Here is an 18,449-nt window from a genome sequence, read left to right on the forward strand (position 1 = left end):
GGGAGGAACGTTCCCGCATGCACCCTCTGAGCTGGGGATTCACGGAACTCCAGACAGAGCCTTGAAAACGGCCGGGGCCGCTCCTCGCCCCACATGCTTGGTCTTTGAACTGTCTGGGGGAGATGGGGAGCGGAGAGCGGTCCTTGATCACCAAAATGTAGGTTTTGCCCATGCCTGGTGACTGGCGGTTGGATCGGATCGGGCCTGCACGGCCCCGTTGGTGAGTGTGGGGCCCGGGCCGTTGGGTTGATCGGTCCGCGAGCCTTGATCGCTGCCGAGCCTGCTGATTAGTTGGTCGGCATGACTGAACTTGGCCCCGTCGCCTGGCCGGCTGCCCCGATCAAGACCGAGCGACTCGTGCTCCGTGAGCCCGAGGCCCGGGACCGTGCGGCGTTCATCGAGCTGCTGTCGTCGCCAGAGGTGCATACCTACCTCGGCGGCCCCCGGCCGCGTGACGAGCTTGAGCGCGAGATGCCCGAGGTACCCGAGCGGTGGCCCGGGAGTTTCGTCGTTGATCTCGACGGGGCGATGATCGGCCAGATCCTGCTCAGGAGAGCAACGGAGCACCGTCGCCCGGCTGCCGCGGGGAAGGCCGATCTCGGTTACCTGTTCCTGCCGCGGGCGTGGGGATTCGGGTACGCCGCCGAGGCGTGCGCGGCGGCACTCGACTGGTTCGACGGCGCCCTTCCCGGCGAGCCGGCGGTGCTCACCACCCAGACCGCCAACGTCGGCTCGATGCGCCTCGCGGCAAAGCTGGGGTTCACCGAGGTAGAGCGGTTCCAGGCCTGGGACGCCGAGCAGTGGCTCGGCCTGCGGTCCCCGGTCACGCCGTTCGCCTGAGCTCGTGGCGACGCCGCTTGGTTCGCGATGCCTCCTTGAGGGATCCGTCCCGCTGACGGGGCGCGTCACTGACCAGCCCGCAGCTGACCAACGAACACCGTCGTGGACAGGATGTGATCAGGCGTCACCTGAACGTACGGGAGTCGTCCCGGTGGCACGGGCTGCCGCCGGCCGCCCCTTACGCGTCCGGGGCTGACGCGCGTCTGGCGTTCCGTCACCTCATGATTCGCAGTTCGTGGGGTTCCCACGACGATGAAGGATCACTCAGCGCGACAGCACCGTATGAGCTGAGCCAGAGCCCGAGAACCGACAGCACCAGTACATGAGATGGGGAGGCGTCGGCGGCGCGTCGTGTTCGACGTTCATGAGAAACGACAGCGCCCCCAACGCGCCCCGCCGTAGCAGGGCCTCGCCTCGGGAAGCCGTGATGAGGCCGAAGTACCTCTGCGTAGTGTGCCGTCTCCTTGGCATCCGGCCACGGAACCGTCGCGAGAATCCGTTTGGCGGACCACCGCGACCACTGCTACGTTTCCGGAGGCCGTGCTAGAGAACGAGGAGGTGGTACCCGTGAACACAGTATCGACATGGGTGCTCCCCTCCGGGGTCACGGTCGGGCGATAGACAGGTCGTCCGGGAGCGCCGTTCCAGTGCACTCCCGAAAGGCACGACCATGCACTTCACTTCCGAACAGCGTCTCGACGACGGTGTCCTCGAGCGTGAATTCACCCTCGGCGAGATCCCCGGCATCCTGTGGACGCCCGCGTCCACATCCGCACCGGCGCCGCTGATCCTGCTCGGCCACCCTCCCCTCGGGCTGCGCAAGATGTACCCCCGACTGGTGGCCCGGGCCCGGCACTCCGCGGCGGAGGGCTTCGCCACGGCCACCATCGAGCTCCCCGGAAGCGGCGACCGGCCCCGTTGGCCCGCCGCCGAGCAGGCCCGCGCTGACCTGCGCCGGGCTATGGAGGCCGGCGAGCCGGTCAGCGACGAGATCGTCGACGCCCTCATCCTGCCGCTGGTCGACAGGGCGGTCCCGGAATGGCAGGCTGCCCTGGACAGCCTCCTGTCGCTGCCCGAGATCGGTGGCCCGGTCGCGTACTCGGGGGGAGTGATCTCCATCGGAATCCGGCTTGCGGTGGTCGAGCCGCGCATCGTGGCCGCCGGATTCTTCGCCGGCAGTTTCGTGCCTCGCGCCATCTTCGAGGAGGCCCGCCAGGTCACCATTCCGCTGCATGTCCTGCTGCAGTGGGACGACGAAGGGAACGACCGGCAGGTGGCCCTGGACTTGTTCGACGCCTTCGGCTCCAAGGAGAAGACGCTGAACGCCAATATGGGCGGGCACACCGGCGTTCCGCAGTTCGCGGGGGACGCCGCGGCCCAGTTCTTCACCCGGCACCTGAGGTGAGGCCGGGCCGTCAGGCCACCAGCAGACGGTAAGCCGTGTTGGCCAGGATGCTCCTCGTCGAGGGCAGGTCCCGGCTCTCCTCTGCTGTCTGTGCCGCGGGCCCTTGCCAACTCGGCAGGGGCCCGCGCTGCCCGAAGACGTGAGCTGTTCGATTTCTGCAGTGCTTCTGGTGCTGCCCGATCTCGTGTCCAGGTGCTGTCGGTTCTCGGGTTCCGGCTCGACGTCTGTGGTTACGCCCGGACGCTCGGTAGATCAGGTCGGAGCATGCATGGAACCGACAGGTCAGTGCGTTGACCCGATGCGGTCACGCACGCACACAGCACAGCTCCACAGAAGTTGAGCCAGAACCGGTTCTCGTGAACAAAGCCAGGCAGGGCTGGCTCCTTGACCGCGGTGACTTTGCGCCTCGTCATCTCTGTTTCCGAACAGCAGACTTCGATTGGCCATCCGCAAGCTCAGTCTCAGTCGGAGGACCCACTCTTGTCTGCCCCACACCACATGCGCGTCTGCTCAACCCAAATGGGCCGGTGATGATCCAGGGCCTGCTCTCGCTCGCAGCTGCGAAAGGCCTCTCGCCTGCGCCGCGGGAACATAGCCTGCCGAGCGCCCCTCGTGCAGACACGTAGCACCTGACCAGGCCACTTCCGTCGGTGCCAGGACCAGCCGGCCATCGGCAGCCCGCGGCAAGGGCACTTCGGCCTGTGCCCGCCTCGTGGGCCGGCACCGATGCGCCACGGACCGCCGCCGCGTAGAGCCCTCCATGGCCGCGACGGTGTTCGCCCACCAGCGACAGCTCGGCGAGCGAGCTCGCCGGCCCATCGCCGCACAGAACGGCATCAGTCAGCTTGACAACGCGTCCGAACGGGAGGTCAGTCAACAGTGGAACTCGCCTCGGAAGCATGACAGTTGTGCCAATGCCTCCGATCGGGTGTGCTGATGCAGCAGACTCATCCTTACGGCCTTCGCGCTGGACGTATGTGTTCCTTGGCCGGAGCACAAGTTCAGCCGAAGGCCGCTTCCGCGTACGCCAGTTACCGAACCGAGTGATCAAGTTCGACCTGCCATTCGACGACGGACGCTAAAGATGAAGTCAGTAGTCGTTCCCGACACTGTCCGATGAGTGCACTCGGTAGGAGTCGAATCTGGATGAGTACATCGCCGGCGGGCTCGGCCTGGCGGGACTGAAGGCCGGTGACGTAGTTGGCCGGTCCCGGTCTGGGTAGCGTCGGCGGGCTGGGAGAACACAAAAGTGAAAGCGGCGTCGGCGTGCGCGTCGCCGTCGATGTTGAGCCGATAGACCGCGTCGGGATGGAATTCCGACTCGGTCATGAACGGGCTTACCTTCATGATCGGCACGGTCTTGCCAGGGTCGGCCAGCGCCTGGAACCCGTTCAAATCGGTCAGGTCCAGTCGGGTGGCGTCGCCCGGGAGTCTTGGATTTTCGGCGCTGAAGCGGTTAGAAATGGCGGCTTCTTGGTGGTGATTACGCGATCGCGCCGATCTTCCGGCCAGGACGGCAATCTGACTGCACGTGGTCTGTGCCCCGCGACGAGGAGTGGCGATGAGAGGGTGAGACAGAGGGTTCGGCGAGGCCCGCGGCCCCGCGGTCATGGGGATGACGTCCGCCCGGCTGCGGGAAAATGGTCGACGTCCACGACGGCCTGCGCGAATTCGCGGGGCGCTTCCTGGGGCAGATTGTGACCGATACCCTTCAGGGTTCGATGCGCATAGTGACCGGTGAATTTGTCGCGATAGGAAGAGCCGCCGCCCACAGGCGTGAAGGGATCGGCCTCGCCGTCAAGGGAGATCGCGGGCACGGTGATGACGGGACTTGCGGCGAGCCGCTTTTCGAGGTCGTCGTAACGGGGGTCGCCCTTGGCCAGGCTCAGCCGCCAGCGATAATTGTCGATCACGATGCTGACGTAATCCGGATTGCGGAACGCAGCTGCGGTGCGGTCGAACGTGGCGTCATCAAAACCCCATGTCGGGGAGTTGAACTTCCAGATCTGCTTCGCCAGATCATGCCGGTTCTGTTCGAGGCCGAGTCGGCCTCTCTCCGTGGCGAAGTAGAACTGATACCACCATGCCCACTCGAGTTTCGGCGGCAACGGCTTCTTGTTGGCTTCCAGGTTCGTGATCAGATAGCCGGTCACGGAGACCAAGCCCTTGACCCGTTCCGGCCAGAGCGCCGCAATGATGTCCGCCGTCCGCGATCCCCAGTCGTAGCCTGCGAGGACCGCCTTGTCGATCCGCAGCGCATCCATCAAGGCGATGATGTCGAGAGCAAATACCGACTGCTGTGCGTTCCGGAACGTCCCGCTCGAAATGAAGCGCGTCGTGCCATGGCCCCGCAGATACGGAACGATGACCCGGTATCCCTTTTCCGCCAACAACGGCGCCACAGCGACGTAACTGTGAATGTCGTAGGGCCAGCCGTGCAGAAGAACGACCACTGGGCCATGGGCCGGGCCCAATTCTGCGTATCCCACATTCAGGACGCCAGCCTCGACCTGCTTCAATGAGCCGAACCCTGAGTTTTCCTTTACTTGCTCGTTCGTCTGCGGAAAATGATCGTTTTCGCCGGAGATGGCAGTCGAGCACGCCACGGAAAGGCCGACCGTTGAGGACGCAACCGCTCCCGTACTGACGACTTTTCCGAAGGTTCGTCTGCTGATCATCTCCATACTTCCCGTGAAACCGCGGCCGCCCGGTAGTCGAGTTGCGTCGACGGTGAACGCACGATTTCCCTACCCGCTCCGGCAGTCGTCACCGCGCCGGTCACAGGAACGTCAGGCCATCGGCCGAAGCTGCGCGACTGCGCAGGGGGCCGGCGACGGTGGAGCCGGGTGCCGCGCCCTGAAGACGGCGGCACGGAAGCCGCGGCACAGCGCCTAGCGAGTCGGTCCGGAGATTCTGTCGCAGCAGTGGCAGATCTGGTCGGCGGTCTTGGTCCGCTTGAAAGGCCTGGCGGCCGCGTTCCAGATCTTGATCCATTCGCCGAGTGCGGTCTTGAGATCGTCGAGTGAGCAGAAGCCGCCACGTTCCAGACAGTGTCGTTGCAGTTCGGCGAACCACCGCTCGACCTGGTTGATCCACGACGAGTAGGTCGGGGGAATGCAGGGTGAACCTGGAGTGTGCGAGCGGCCACTTGTGCACCACCGGTGCCTTGTGGGCGGAGAGTTGTCGCAGATGACATGGACCGCCATGCCGGGCTCGGTCTGGCGGTCGATCTCGGCCAAGCCCAGTCCACTGCCTGTGTTGTGCGGACAGGCGGCTGATCACCTTTCCGGTTGCCGAGTTCAGCGCGGCGAACGGGTCGATGGTGCCGTGCCGCATGTAGGCGAAGCTGCGCCGCTCGGGGGTGCCCGGCCGCATCGGCAACACCGGCGCGCGCCGGTGAGCTCTCGGGCTGCTCAACAGGGCGGCGGGCGGGTGTGCGGCCCGACGGGTGGGGGAGGAGCGTCTGTACGTACGGGGTGGCGTTGGGGCGGACGGGCGTATGGGGCGGCCCGTAACGGGGTGGTTGCTGGCGTGTCGGGCGGCGCTTCCGGAACGCCTGCAGAGGATCGGTGGCCGTGGCGGGCCGTTCCAGGGGAGTGGCAGGCCAGGCGGATGCCTTCACAGACCGAGGAGCGCGATGTCCCAGCAGGACAACATCGCCGCCCAGACCGCCTTCGGCGAGGCCGTCAACAGCGGGAATCTCGCCGCCATCGTGGACATCGTCGCTCCCGGCTCGATCGACCACGACGCCGCCCTCGGACAGGGCCCGGGCCCCGAGGGGTATCAGGCCATGTTCCGGGACCTCAGGCGCGCCTTCCCCGACCTGCACGTCGAGGTCGAGCGCTTGCTGGCGACCGAGGACGAGCTGGCCTTCGCATACACCATCACGGGCACCCACCGCGGCGAACTCGCGGGGCACGCGCCGACCGGCAAGTCGGTGAGCTTCCGCGGTATGCAGATCAGCCGCTTCGAGGACGGCAAGCTCGTCGAGCGCTGGGCTAGCAGTGACGAACTCGGCATGATGCGGCAGCTCGGCCTCATCTGAGCCCGCCACTACACCCCGAGGCGGGTGGCGGTCTGGATTCCGCAACCCTGCCTCTCGGTGTTCCGGCTCAACGGCCACCCGGGACGCCGTGTGCGGGCCTTGAAATCGTAGAAAAGGATCTAGCTCAGTCGGCCTGCTGGGGCTTGAAGGCGTAGGCGCGTGCTGGGAGTTCACGTGTCGAGGTACCGCTTGACGGTCACCAGCGCAGGCCGATGCCCCGCCCTTCCCGCGGCTCGGTCCGCGGTCGAGTTGTGGACCGAAGGCCGTTCAGCAGCACTCCGTCGTGAGGGTCGGCGGGTGCGGGTAGAGGCAACGCAGGGAGGCAGGCGCTCCATGATCGAGGACTTCGTCTGTCGCGTCAGGTCGTACTGCCGGCGTCGTCCTGGCGTCGCCCAAGAATCGGACCCGCTCCAGATTGCGAAGGCGTGGTTGCAGCGTGGGCGGTAGGCCTGTCCTCGTGCCGTTTCCTCAGGCACTGGCAGCGGTTGACGCCAAGGCGTGGATTTGTCGATCTTCGGTGCACTTCCGCGTATCGATTCCGTCGTGGCCTCGGCTTCTGGTTCTGCCCGTACGGAGGCGGCGAGGAGGCAGAAACGTGCAGAGGGCCAGAATTCGACGCATGCCACGGGGCCGCGAGGCCTCATGGCCACCAAATCCTCCCCGCCTTGATGGCTTCACGTGCCGAAGCAGCACGTCAGGGCCTGCACAGACAGCCCCCGCCGGGGCTGTCCGCGCTTCGGCCGCGTCAGTTGTGCCGGCGCCTGAGGGAGTCCCGGGCGCCGCGCGCCCGGTCGTGGACCTCGCGCATGACCCTCTTGGCCTCGCCCTTGACCTGGTCGCCCTTACCCTCGGCCTCCTTGCGGCGATCGCCAGTGATCTTGCCTGTCACCTCCTTGGCCTTGCCTTTGATCTTGTCCAGGCCGCCCCTGCCGGTCATGACGACACCTTCCTCCTGTGAAATTCCTGCGTCTCCAACGCAGGTCCGACGCTCACCCGAGCGCCAACGGTCGGCTGTGATCGCCTGGTCCTGCGCGTGGACGACTGGGCAGCTCGCTGTCCCGCTCGCCGATGGCACGGCCTTCCGCTCCCTCATGGTTCCGCTCGGGGCGAGGCCCGGTGACTTCCACGTAGGCCGCACGCAGCAGGCGGTCACCGAGCCGATATCCGGGGGAGAGGATCTGGCTACAGAAGAGCCGGTGGGCCTCCGGGGAGACGTGATGGGTTACGGCCTCGTGGCACACGGGGTCGAATTCGTCGCCCGCCTCTCCGAACGATTGAAGGCCCAGCGAGCCGAGGTGGGCGCGCAGGGTTTCGGTGACTTCCTTGAGGCCCGGTGTCGTCGGCTCGTGCGCGCACGCGCCATCCACCGTGTCCAGCACGGGCAGTAGCGCGCGCAGTACGTTGGCAACGGCTATCTCGCGCACGGCCATGCGGTCGCGCCGCACCTGCTTGCGGTAGTTGTCGTACTCGGCCTTCACTCGCTGCAGGTCTGCGGTGCGCTCCTCGACTAGTCGCCGTAGCTCGGGGTCGGTGAGCTGCAACTGTTCCTTCTCCATGGTCACCCCGCCTCCGGCTTGTCGTCGTCGACGATCTCGGCGTCGACGACGTCGTCATCAGCGGCCTTGTGCTCGTCGCCCGGGGCTCCGGCCTGGGGACCGCCCGCGGCCTGCGCGCCCTGCGCCTGGGCGTACATGGCCTGGCCCAGCTTCTGCGAGACGGCGGCGACCTTCTCGGTGGCGGTGCGGATCTCGGCAGTGTTGTCGCCCTCGGCGGACTCGCCCTTGAGCTTCTCCTTCAGCTCGGCGATGGACTCCTCGACCTCGGTCTTGACCTCGCCGGGGACCTTGTCCTCGTTGTCCTTGAGGAACCTCTCTGTCTGGTAGACGAGCTGCTCGCCCTGGTTGCGGGTCTCGGCGGCCTCGCGGCGACGGTGGTCTTCCTCGGCGTACTGTTCGGCCTCGTGGACCATGCGGTTGATGTCGTCCTTCGGCAGGGCGGAGCCGCCGGTGACGGTCATCTTCTGCTCCTTGCCCGTGCCCAGGTCCTTCGCGGTCACGTGCATGATGCCGTTGGCGTCGATGTCGAAGGCGACCTCGATCTGCGGGACACCACGCGGGGCCGGCGGCAGACCGGTCAGCTCGAACATCCCGAGCTTCTTGTTGTACGCCGCGATCTCGCGCTCGCCCTGGTAGACCTGGATCTGCACGGACGGCTGGTTGTCCTCGGCCGTCGTGAAGATCTCGGACCGCTTGGTCGGGATCGTGGTGTTGCGCTCGATGAGCTTGGTCATGATCCCTCCCTTGGTCTCGATGCCGAGGGACAGCGGGGTCACGTCGAGGAGCAGGACGTCCTTGACCTCACCCTTGAGGACACCGGCCTGCAGGGCGGCGCCGATGGCGACGACCTCGTCCGGGTTCACACCCTTGTTGGGATCTTTGCCCGTGAGCTCGCGGACCAGTTCGGTCACGGCCGGCATCCGCGTGGAGCCGCCCACGAGGATCACATGATGGATGTCGGACACCTTGATGCCCGCGTCTTTGATCGCGTTGTGGAACGGCGTCTTGCATCGCTCCAGAAGGTCGGACGTGAGCTGCTGGAACTGGGCGCGTGTGAGCTTCTCGTCCAGGTGCAGCGGGCCCTCGGCGGACGCCGTGATGTAGGGCAGGTTGATCGTGGTCTCGGTCGAGGACGAGAGCTCGATCTTCGCCTTCTCGGCGGTCTCCCGCAGTCGCTGCACCGCCATCTTGTCCTTGGAGAGATCGACTCCGTAGCCATTCTTGAACTGCTGGACCAGGTAGTCGACGACGCGCTGGTCCCAGTCGTCACCACCGAGGTTGGTGTCGCCGTTCGTGGCCTTGACCTCGATGACGCCCTCGCCCATCTCCAGCAGCGACACGTCGAAGGTGCCGCCACCCAGGTCGAAGACCAGCACGGTCTGTTCGTTCTCTTTGTCCAATCCGTACGCCAGCGCCGCGGCCGTGGGCTCGTTCACGATCCGCAGGACGTTCAGACCGGCGATCTCCCCGGCCTCCTTCGTCGCCTGCCTCTGGGAGTCGTCGAAGTACGCCGGGACGGTGACCACGGCGTCGGTGACGTCCTCACCCAGGTACGCCTCCGCATCCCGCTTCAGCTTCTGCAGCACGCGCGCGGAGATCTCCTGCGCGCTGTACTGCTTGCCGTCGATATCCCCGGCTTCCGGGAACCGCCAGCCGTGGTCTCCCATGTGCCGTTTCACCGAGCGCGCGGTGCGCTCCACGTTCGTCACTGCCTGCCTTTTGGCGACCTCGCCGACGAGTACTTCGCCACTCTTGGTGAAGGCCACGACCGACGGGGTGGTCCTGGCACCCTCCGTGTTGGTGATCACGGTGGGCTCACCGCCCTCGAGGACCGAGACCACCGAGTTCGTCGTGCCGAGGTCGATACCGACCGAGCGAGCCATCTCCATTCCCTCCTCGGTTGACGGAAACCGCGGGACGCGCCGATTCCCGGCTGGGCCCCGTTCAGGCCCTTCGCTCCCATCGGGCCGGTCCCACCCACAGAAGCGCCGACGGCCTCGGAGGACGGGCGACCACGCGGACAGTCGCCGTGTGGCGCACCGGGCGGACCACAGCCAGGGAAGGCACAGCGCACTCGCGGTCATAGGTGGCACGCAGCCGTAGGTCACGAAGAGTGGTCGTACGCTGCCCGCAGTCACCCAAACCCTCAGCGGTGACGGCATCGACATGGACGTCGGGGCGCCGACCCCGCACCCGGCACGGAACGCCGTGTTCATCAACCCAGCAGTCGCCGAGGGTTTCACTTCTAGGACCGCATACAGATCCGGTTCCCCGTTCCGGCCACTTCAAGCCACCTATTCACCCCCCCCACAAGGTGCGGGACCGGACCTGACTTGCCTATTCGTCCAGGCGAGGTGGAGAGCTCTCCCGCCTGGACGTGCTCGACCGGTTCCTCACCGCAGACCGGGCTATGAGTCCCGTTGCTGCACCGCACGACTGAGTGACGGGCCCGGGACCGGTCTACGCTGTTCACGTGGGTTCCGGCGTAGTGACGCTGTTCCTGTGCGGTGATGTGATGCTCGGACGCGGCGTCGACCAGATACTCCCGCACCCCGGCGATCCCGAGCTGCGGGAGGACTACGTGCGGGACGCGCGGTCCTACGTGGATCTGGCGAAGGAGGCCAGCGGCCCGATCCCCGCGCCGGTCGGCCCGGAGTGGCCGTGGGGTGATGCGCTCGTCCTGCTGGAGCGGACCGCCCCGGACGCTCGGATCGTGAACCTGGAGACGGCGATCACCGGTGACGGGGAATTCGCGCACGGCAAGGCGATCCACTACCGGCTGCACCCGGCCAATGTGGCAGCACTGGCGGTGGCTCGGCCTGATGTGTGTGTCCTGTCGAACAACCATGTCCTGGACTTCGGCCGTCCAGGGCTGGCGGAGACGCTCGATGCGCTGGCCGGGGCGGGCCTGCGGTGTGCCGGTGCGGGGCGTGACGCCGCGCAGGCATACGCGCCCGCCGTGGTCCCGGTGGGCCGGGCCGCTCGGGTCCTGGTGTTCGCCGTCGGTATGCCGTCCAGTGGCATCCCGTCGACCTGGGCGGCGACCGCAGTGCGGGCCGGAGTCGCCTATGTTCCAGGGCCGACGGCCGCGGCGGCCGAGGCACTGGCCCAGCGGGTACAGCGGGTGAGACGACCGGGCGACGTCGCCGTCGTGTCCGTGCACTGGGGCTCCAATTGGGGCTACCACGTACCCAAGGATCAGGTGCGTTTCGCGCATGCCCTGGTGGACGGTGGAGTGGACGTCGTTCACGGACACTCCTCGCACCACCCTCGCCCCATCGAGGTATATCGCGACCGGCTGATCCTGCACGGTTGCGGCGATTTCATCGACGACTACGAGGGCATCTCAGGCTACGAGGAGTATCGCGACGACCTCCGCGTCGCCTACTTCGTCTCTGTAGCCCCGGACACGGGCCGGCTGATGGGACTGCGCATGGTGCCCTTGCGGGCCCGGCGGATGCGGCTGGAATGCGCCCCGGAACAGGACCGTGCCTGGCTACGCACGACGCTCGCGCGGATCAGCGAAAGCGTGGACATAAGGCTTGAGCGCGACGGCACGCTCACGTTGTGAAGGATCGCTGCTCCCTCGCGCGCCGGTGCGCGTACGGGGAGTAGGTGCCGCCTGCGCTGACGTGGAGGGGCGCGCCGGACGATATGGCAATGACGGGTGTTGGGTGGGATGCCCCGACGCTCCGTCGGCCATGATGACGCGCTGGGTGGTGGCCGACCTCGCTCCCGGCAGCGAGCGGCAGGGATCTCCTCGGTGAAGTGCTCGACGGTGCTGACTGGGGAGAAGGGCCCGTCATGACCCCCGCGACGAGGCCACCCTCAACTGGCGCCACAGGTACGCCGAATGACGCAGGCGCCGGAGAAACACACGCTCACTGACCAGCACCACCTTCCAGTCTCGGCCAGAACGTCGGCCAGGGCTCACGTTGGCGTCCTGCAGGCTGAGCAGTGGCGATAGAACACGCTTACTGAATCCTCGCTTCATGGGATCGCACTGTCAGAGGGGTCATCGACGAGTGCGCAGCGCGTTCCGCTGGCGTTGCTTCCCTGATTGCGCTTGCGATGGGGAACATATATCAGCACGCCGGAGCGTGTGCCTGGGCTCATCCGGGCGTGAGGCGGAGGGCGCGGGGCGTGCGGTGGCGGTTCGCCGAAATGGTCGCGTGGGGCATTCGGTGCGGGAGGTCGCGCCCCGGGTGAGATATTCCCTTGCCGCCTTCCTGAGAGCGGAGCCCGGTAGTCCGGCACTCGCGCATCCGATGTCGCGTACAGACATGCCGCTCCGTCTGAGGTATGTCCCGGTGGGCGTTCCGTGGGGACTTCGGTTGAGGAGCGTGCTCCTGGGTTCACGCAACGGTCCGGCGAAATAGGGGGCGCAGCCAGACGACGCCGCCAGTTTCCAACATCTTTGCTCTTGCGACGCAAGCGCCTTCGAGCGGCTCGATATCCGTGTGTGCCGGAGCGGGCTCTGCGTCGCCCAAGTGCATCTCGCTCCGTGGGCTTGTGCACGACAAGCGCTTACTGTCACTCTGCTGGCGTCACCCGACCGGGATGTCCTCAACACAGGAGGATTCATGCTCGCTGGACGGCGTACTCGAAGGCAGCGCTGGAGATTCGGGGCGGGGCTTCTTCTGGGGGCCCTGGCAACTTTGTTGCAGACCGCGGCGCCGGCCTCGGCGGCAGTCACACCAGGACACATGATCAACGCCTACCACAGCATCGCGGGCGCCCCGTCCGCAGGACTGTCCGACATCAGCTACCACATCACCGTGAACAGCCAGCCCGACACGAAGTCGGTCTTCTTCGCGCAGGCCTTCTACCTGAAGAACGGCCAGGTCGGCTACATGGGTCTGCAGCCGCGCCCTGGCGCCGACGATCTCGCGCTGTTCAGCATCTTCGGAGCCGGCACGTCCACGACCGACCCCAACTGCACCCCGGGGGCCGACGGCGGAGAGGGCGTCAGCTGCGCCATCACCTACCCCTACCAGGTCGGGCGACAGTACCGGCTCAAGGTCCAGAACGTCGGCGGCAGTAAGTGGGAGGGCATCGTCTACGACACGGTGACGGGCGCCACCACACACATCGGCAGCTGGACGGTCTCCTCGTCCGCGGGACTGCTCAAGCCCACCGGCACTCTGTTTGTCGAATACTTCCTGCCCGTCACCGACTGCAACTCGATCCCGCGCGCCCAGGCCTACTTCTCCAACCCTCAGGGCAACGGCAGTACATACCGGGGGAGTTACTCCAGCGCTGTCCTGCTCGGACCATGCAAGGACAAGGCCAGCTACTCCATCAGCAGCGCGGGCATCACGACGGTGACCGGCGGGTAGCAGCCACGTGGCTCATGGACGTGAGGAGTGGACCGTACGCGCGTCGGGCGTCGTTCAGGTCTCCACCATGCGCACCGCTTACGTCGTGGAGCGCGCGGCCTGGACGGCGCCTTCGGCGCGATCGTCGCCGCCGGGCACCCTGACCTGGTCGACACGGCCCGGTCGCCGGATGGGTGGTCAAGCGCGCCCGCTCTACGAGGCCCGCGGGCAGGCCGCGTACACCGCCAGGTCGCTGCCAGGGACCTGGCGGTCTACCCGGCAGCCGCCGCCGGGGCTCGTTCGAGCGTCGCCCGGCAGCTGGCCGCCTGGGGCCGGAGGAACTCGACTTCACCGCCGAACTGCTGGTCACCGACCGCGTGGCGGATCTGACGGGACAACCGCTGGTGGAGCGTCATGGGGAAGATGTGCGGCGGGGGCAGGAAGGCCGGGGTGATCCCCGTCTTGGTGCTGGAACCCTCGCATGCGGCAAGGCCGACTGATGCCCCAGCGGCGGCCGGGTGGATCGGGCACCCCTTCGCGCGGGCAGTCCCGGCAGACGGGACCATACTAGTTTCAAACGATACCGTATCGAATGAGTGCACGACTGGTAAAGTTCCCTTATGGCCGCCGACGATCCTCACCAAGCCACTGCCTCGCGCGCGACCGACCGCCCTGGGGACGAATCGCCTTTCGCTCTCGGCTTGTTGCTGCGCCGGGCGCACTGGCGTGCGGCCGCTGTAATGGGGGAGGCGCTCCGGCCGCTCGGTATCGAGTTGCGGCATTTCGCCGTGCTGATCGCGCTGGTCAACCGCGGGCCCACAGTGCAGCGGGACCTGGCGACGGCGACGGGGTCGGACAAGGCGGGAATCATGCGGGTCGTGGACGATCTGGAACGCATGGGGCTGGCCGTACGCAAGACCGTTCCGGGGGACCGGCGGGTGCGGGCAGTGGAGATCACACCTCAGGGCGTCGAGCTTTTCGATGCGGCACACGTGGCAGCGGAGCCGCTGGCTGAGCATCTGGTTGCAGAACTGGGGCCCGGCGAGTCCGCGCAGTTGAGGGATCTGCTGACCAGGTTCGCCTATCCCGCAGACGACGAGGTGTAAGGGCGCCCGCGCGCACCGGTCTCCTGCCACGCCGGCTCGCTTCGTTGCAAAGGGCTTCTGTGGCGCGACCCCGATCTTGAGGGCTGCGACCTTCATGCATCGGCCTGCCTGCAGGCGGCTCTCGGGGCTTCTTTGCCGACGGGTCGAGTCGTCCGGGCGGCCGCCGTGCCGCATGTCTGGTCGGCGAGTTCTTCACCCTGTGCATCTCCGTTGTCCCGGTGCGCGCCCTGCTGACAAGCCGAACCCCCGGCCGCGCCCAGCGCCGGGCCACCTGCCGCGAGGTACACAGCTCCATAGGCACCATCGGAGAGGGCGCAGACGCCGAGGTCGCCGTGTGACGCCCTTGGGCGAGGCGTCACACGGCGACTTGTGCCTGGCGGGTTACGCGGCGATGCTTTCCGCGAGTTCCTTGGCCTTGATGGTCGCGTCCTCGAAGGCGCGCTTGCGGGAAGCCTCGTAGAGGGGGATCAGGTCTGCCATGGCCGCATTGCGTGGGGCCATGGTGAGTTCCGGGACGATGAAGTCGAGGTCCAGGCCGAGGGTGCCCTTAAGGACGGCCTCCAGATAGTTCTGTACGAACTCGAAGCCCTCGCGCGGCGTGCCCGGCGCGTAGGAGCCGCCGCGGCTGGCGACGACCACGACCGGGGTGCCCTGGGCGGAGGGTGTCTCGCCCGCCGTGCGGCCGAGGAGGAGCACGCTGTCCAGCCACGCCTTGAGGGTCGAGGGAATCGAGAAGTTGTACATCGGGGCGCCGATCAGGACGGCGTCCGCCTCCTCCAGCTCCTCGATGAGCTTCACGCGCGCGGCGAACGCGGCCGACTGCTCAGGGGTGCGCTCGGACGGGGCCACGTAACCGGCGGACCAGGCGTCGGCGGTGATGTGCGGGACAGGGTTGGCCGCGAGATCGCGGTAGATCACCGTGCCCTCCGGGTGCTGCTCCTCCCAGGTCTTGCGGAAGGCGGCCGTGACCGAACGGGACAAGGACACCTCCCCGGGCAACACGGACGAGTCGATTTGCAGCAGCGTAGCCATGGGCTTCTCCAATGCGCAGTGCCCGAGGCGGGGAGCCAGGGGCTGAGGATTCATGCTCGGTGATAGTCAAACACGAGATGGTATTGAGTGATACTATCTCGGTAGTAACAGAATGTGTCGAGCAGACGGGGAGACGGGCGGTCATGGACGTCTATGAGGCAGTCACGAGCCGACGGGCGGTGCGCGGGTTCACCGACCGGCAGGTCCCGAGGGAGGTGCTGAAGCGAGTGCTGTCGGCCGCGGCCTGGTCGCCGTCCGGGTCGAACATCCAGCCGTGGCATGCCTACGTGCTGACCGGCGGGCCGCTGGCCGAACTGAAGAAGCGCGCCGGCGAGCGCCTGGCCGCGGGCGATCCCTGGGACGAGCCGGAGTACGAGCAGTACCCCCTCTCGCTGAAGTCCCCTTACCACGAGCGCCGGTCCGCCTTTGGTGAGCAGCGCTACGGTGCACTCGGCATCGCGCGCGAGGACCTGGAGGCGCGCCAGCGGGCCGCTTCCGCGAACTGGGATTGCTTCGGTGCGCCCGCCGCGCTGTTCTGCTACATCGACCGCGACATGGGCCCCGCCCAATGGGCCGATGTCGGCATGTATCTGCAGACCGTCATGCTGCTGCTCCGTGCCGAAGGGCTGAACAGTTGCCCGCAGATGGCATGGGCGAAGTTCCACAGGACCGTCGCGGAGGTCCTGTCACCCCCGGACGAGCTCATGCTCTTCTGCGGCATGTCGATCGGCTTCGAGGACGTCACGGTGAGTGACGCCCGTACGGGCCGGGCGCCGCTCGACGAGACGGTCACCTTCGTCGACGGTCTGTGACGCCGTCCACTTCCTCAACTGGTCAAGGCGCCGCTTCTCGCCGCGCTCACATATTCGCGTTCACGTGCCACGTTGCGCACGTAATCCCCATGAAAGGCGTGTCATGAAGTTCGCAGTCATCGGCGGTACCGGACTGATCGGTTCGCAGGTCGTCAAGAATCTGAACGCTGCCGGGCATGAGGCGGTGCCGCACTCGAAGTCCAGTGGAGTCGACGTCATCAGCGGCCAGAGAGTGGAAGAGGCGGTGGCGGGAGCCGACGTCGTCATCAACCTGACGAATTCCCCGACCTTCGACGAAGCCTCCCCGGCCTTCTTCCAGACCTCCATGGACAACCTTCTGGCCGCGGCCCACAAGGGCGGCGTCGGCCACTTCGTCATCCTCTCGATCGTCGGCGTGGACCGGGTGCCGGAGCTGGACTACTACCGGGCCAAGGTGCTCCAGGAGAAGCTCCTTGTGGACGCGTCGATTCCCTACTCGATCGTCCGGGCGACGCAGTTCATGGAGTTCATGGATGCCGCTCTGTCGTGGACGGCCGACGGCGACACCGTGCGGTTGCCTGCCACACCGATCCAGCCGATCGCCTCCAAGGACGTGGCCGACGAGGTGGCACAGGTCGCCGCCGGCACCCCGCTGAACGGCATCCGCAACATCGGCGGCCCCGAGATCCTCACCATGGACGAGCTGGGCCGCATCACCCTGTCCCACAAGGGCGACAAGCGCACCGTCGTTACCGACCCCACCGCGGGGATGTTCGCCGTCGTCAAGCGGGACGTCCTCACCGACAAGAACGCCCACCTCGCCTCCACCCGCTACACCGACTGGCTCTCCTGACCTGCTCCCGCTTCTCAGACTGCACGGAACCCCTGGCCCGCCATGGATGATGGCAACAACACGGAACGGTGGCCCAGGGACGGCGCTCCGAGTGTGACGGTGTGACACCGGTCCGGCCGCCCGCATGTCCGGGCGGCCGGTCGCCTTTCACGGTCACCAAAACCGCGCCCACCTGCTTGCCGCGATGATCGGTGGATCCAACGAGGACCACGCACTTCGTCACCATGCACCAGTACGCAAACACTCCGGTCATGCGCACGGTCGAGATGCAGGTGCGCAACGCTGCCCGGGACGGCGAGATCATCCAGTACAGCGTGACGCCCAACTATGCTGGCGACAATGTGAGGATCCCTCTTGGCGTGACGGTCGAAGCGTACGGCGACCAGGGATTGCAGATGCGCCCGCGCGGCAGCGACAGTGCGACCCGCAGCTTCACCCTCTGGAACCGCGCACGATGAGGCAAGGATGGGACCTGTGAGCCCCGAACTTGAGCGTCTCGTACGCGTGCTGCCCATGAAGGAACGTGCGGCGGCGGACTGAACTGCGGTTTGGCTGGTTGACAGATGGGCCCTTCGAGAGGGATCCGGAATCGGGAAGGGGCGAGCGACGGCCGACGGTGCGGCCTTGCTCGCCCCGGGGCAGACTCGAGTCAGGCGTCCAGGCGTCGCTTGGCGAGCCAGGCGACGATCTCGGGGTCGTGGTGATCGAAGAACAGAGAGGCACCGGTGTCGAGGGTGGTGATCTGGGCCATCTGCTCGTCGGTGAGCTGGAAGTCGAAGACGTCGATGTTCTCTGCCATGCGCTCGGCGCGCACGGACTTGGGGATGGCGATGACGCCGCGCTGGGTGAGCCAGCGCAGAACGACCTGCGCGACCGACTTGCCGTACTCCTTGCCGATATCGGCCAGCAACGGGTTGGTGAAGAGGTCGTTCTTGCCTTCGGCGAAGCCTCCCCAGGACTGGATCTGTACGCCGTGTTCGCGCATCAGTGCCTGGTAGTCGGCGCGCTGGAAGAAGGGGTGGGTCTCGATCTGGTTGACCGCCGGGGTGATCTCGTTGTTGACGATCAGGTCGAGGAGTCGGTCGGGGTAGAAGTTGGCGACGCCGATCGCCTTGACCAGGCCCTCGCGGTTCACCGTCTCCATGGCGCGCCACTGGCCGTAGACGTCGCCGAAGGGCTGGTGCATCAGATAGAGGTCGAGGTGGTCCAGGCCCAGCTTGGTCAGCGACGTCTCGAAGGCGCGCTTGGTGTTGTCCTCGGCGGGGGCGTCCTGGACCCAGAGCTTGGTTGTGATGAACAGGTCCTCGCGCGGGATGCCGCTGGACTTGATGGCGCGGCCCACGGCTTCTTCGTTGGCGTAGGCGGCGGCGGTGTCCAGAAGGCGGTAGCCGGCGGCGAGGGCGTCGGCGACGGCGCGTTCGGTGTCCTCGGCGGGGATCTGGTAGACGCCGAAGCCGAGGAGCGGCATCTCGACGCCGTTGTTCAGGGTCACGTACTGCATGG

Annotated in this window: 17 protein-coding genes and 1 pseudogene; 9 read left to right on the forward strand and 9 right to left on the reverse strand. The window is 66.7% G+C overall.

Translation table 11 applies throughout. From position 1 onward, the window contains the following. Positions 1–300: 300 nt before the first annotated feature. Both CG723_RS43770 and CG723_RS43775 read left to right on the forward strand, forming a co-directional pair. Positions 301–840, forward strand: a complete 540-nt coding sequence (locus tag CG723_RS43770) for a GNAT family N-acetyltransferase (RefSeq protein WP_100599148.1) — start codon at positions 301–303, stop codon at positions 838–840. Positions 841–1,510: 670 nt separating this feature from the next. Next, positions 1,511–2,245 (forward strand): alpha/beta hydrolase, encoded by a 735-nt coding sequence (locus CG723_RS43775; protein WP_100599149.1) that lies wholly within the window; start codon positions 1,511–1,513, stop codon positions 2,243–2,245. Positions 2,246–2,878: 633 nt separating this feature from the next. On the opposite strand, the pseudogene CG723_RS49095 reads toward CG723_RS43775, so the two are convergent. From CG723_RS49095 to CG723_RS43790, 3 genes and pseudogenes are all read right to left on the reverse strand, one after another. Beyond that, positions 2,879–3,118, reverse strand: a pseudogene (locus CG723_RS49095) (NF041680 family putative transposase); the annotation flags it as partial. Between the two features lie 734 nt (positions 3,119–3,852). Beyond that, positions 3,853–4,923 carry an alpha/beta fold hydrolase gene (locus tag CG723_RS43785; RefSeq protein WP_100599188.1) on the reverse strand — a complete coding sequence of 357 codons (1,071 nt, stop codon included), beginning with the start codon at positions 4,921–4,923 and terminating at the stop codon, positions 3,853–3,855. 213 nt (positions 4,924–5,136) lie between these two features. Further along, positions 5,137–5,484 carry a hypothetical protein gene (locus CG723_RS43790; RefSeq protein ID WP_234374848.1) on the reverse strand — a complete coding sequence of 116 codons (348 nt, stop codon included), beginning with the start codon at positions 5,482–5,484 and terminating at the stop codon, positions 5,137–5,139. Between the two features lie 398 nt (positions 5,485–5,882). On the opposite strand from CG723_RS43790, the gene CG723_RS43795 reads away from it, so the two are divergent. After that, the gene (locus CG723_RS43795; protein WP_100599150.1) at positions 5,883–6,290 is read left to right on the forward strand and encodes an ester cyclase; all 408 of its coding nucleotides are present in this window, start codon (positions 5,883–5,885) and stop codon (positions 6,288–6,290) included. A gap of 745 nt (positions 6,291–7,035) precedes the next feature. On the opposite strand, the gene CG723_RS43800 is transcribed toward CG723_RS43795, so the two are convergent. From CG723_RS43800 to dnaK, 3 genes are read right to left on the reverse strand one after another with little or no spacing between them, the layout of a single operon-like run. Beyond that, complete coding sequence (locus CG723_RS43800; protein WP_100599151.1) at positions 7,036–7,227, reverse strand: CsbD family protein; 192 nt, start codon at positions 7,225–7,227, stop codon at positions 7,036–7,038. 52 nt (positions 7,228–7,279) lie between these two features. Then, complete coding sequence (gene grpE / locus CG723_RS43805; RefSeq protein WP_100599152.1) at positions 7,280–7,846, reverse strand: nucleotide exchange factor GrpE; 567 nt, start codon at positions 7,844–7,846, stop codon at positions 7,280–7,282. A gap of 2 nt (positions 7,847–7,848) precedes the next feature. Further along, entirely contained in the window at positions 7,849–9,729 is a 1,881-nt protein-coding gene (gene dnaK, locus CG723_RS43810) for a molecular chaperone DnaK (RefSeq protein ID WP_100599189.1), read from the reverse strand. 590 nt (positions 9,730–10,319) lie between these two features. Between dnaK and CG723_RS43815 the strand changes: the two genes are divergently transcribed. Continuing rightward, the gene (locus CG723_RS43815) at positions 10,320–11,417 is read left to right on the forward strand and encodes a CapA family protein (RefSeq protein WP_100599153.1); all 1,098 of its coding nucleotides are present in this window, start codon (positions 10,320–10,322) and stop codon (positions 11,415–11,417) included. Positions 11,418–12,552: 1,135 nt separating this feature from the next. Beyond that, positions 12,553–13,185: a DUF3472 domain-containing protein gene (locus CG723_RS43820; protein ID WP_100599154.1), complete on the forward strand. Its 633-nt coding sequence runs from the start codon at positions 12,553–12,555 to the stop codon at positions 13,183–13,185. Between the two features lie 251 nt (positions 13,186–13,436). Here CG723_RS43820 and CG723_RS46680 read toward each other — a convergent pair whose 3' ends face one another. Further along, on the reverse strand, positions 13,437–13,580 hold the full coding sequence (locus CG723_RS46680) for a hypothetical protein (protein ID WP_159032691.1): 144 nt from the start codon (positions 13,578–13,580) through the stop codon (positions 13,437–13,439). A 204-nt stretch (positions 13,581–13,784) separates the two neighbouring features. Between CG723_RS46680 and CG723_RS43830 the strand changes: the two genes are divergently transcribed. Continuing rightward, entirely contained in the window at positions 13,785–14,270 is a 486-nt protein-coding gene (locus CG723_RS43830) for a MarR family winged helix-turn-helix transcriptional regulator (protein ID WP_100599156.1), read from the forward strand. Between the two features lie 381 nt (positions 14,271–14,651). On the opposite strand, the gene CG723_RS43835 is transcribed toward CG723_RS43830, so the two are convergent. Further along, on the reverse strand, positions 14,652–15,302 hold the full coding sequence (locus tag CG723_RS43835) for an FMN-dependent NADH-azoreductase (RefSeq protein ID WP_100599157.1): 651 nt from the start codon (positions 15,300–15,302) through the stop codon (positions 14,652–14,654). A 143-nt stretch (positions 15,303–15,445) separates the two neighbouring features. Between CG723_RS43835 and CG723_RS43840 the strand changes: the two genes are divergently transcribed. From CG723_RS43840 to CG723_RS43850, 3 genes are all read left to right on the forward strand, one after another. Further along, complete coding sequence (locus tag CG723_RS43840; protein ID WP_100599158.1) at positions 15,446–16,114, forward strand: nitroreductase; 669 nt, start codon at positions 15,446–15,448, stop codon at positions 16,112–16,114. A gap of 103 nt (positions 16,115–16,217) precedes the next feature. Beyond that, a complete protein-coding gene (locus tag CG723_RS43845) occupies positions 16,218–16,946 on the forward strand; it encodes an SDR family oxidoreductase (protein WP_100599159.1) in 729 nt (242 codons plus the stop codon). A 251-nt stretch (positions 16,947–17,197) separates the two neighbouring features. Beyond that, on the forward strand, positions 17,198–17,404 hold the full coding sequence (locus CG723_RS43850) for a hypothetical protein (RefSeq protein WP_159032692.1): 207 nt from the start codon (positions 17,198–17,200) through the stop codon (positions 17,402–17,404). Positions 17,405–17,595: 191 nt separating this feature from the next. Here CG723_RS43850 and CG723_RS43855 read toward each other — a convergent pair whose 3' ends face one another. Next, on the reverse strand, positions 17,596–18,447 hold the full coding sequence (locus CG723_RS43855) for an aldo/keto reductase (protein ID WP_100599161.1): 852 nt from the start codon (positions 18,445–18,447) through the stop codon (positions 17,596–17,598). Positions 18,448–18,449 lie beyond the last annotated feature (2 nt).

The organism is Streptomyces sp. CB01635 (assembly GCF_002803065.1).
Lineage (GTDB): Bacteria > Actinomycetota > Actinomycetes > Streptomycetales > Streptomycetaceae > Streptomyces.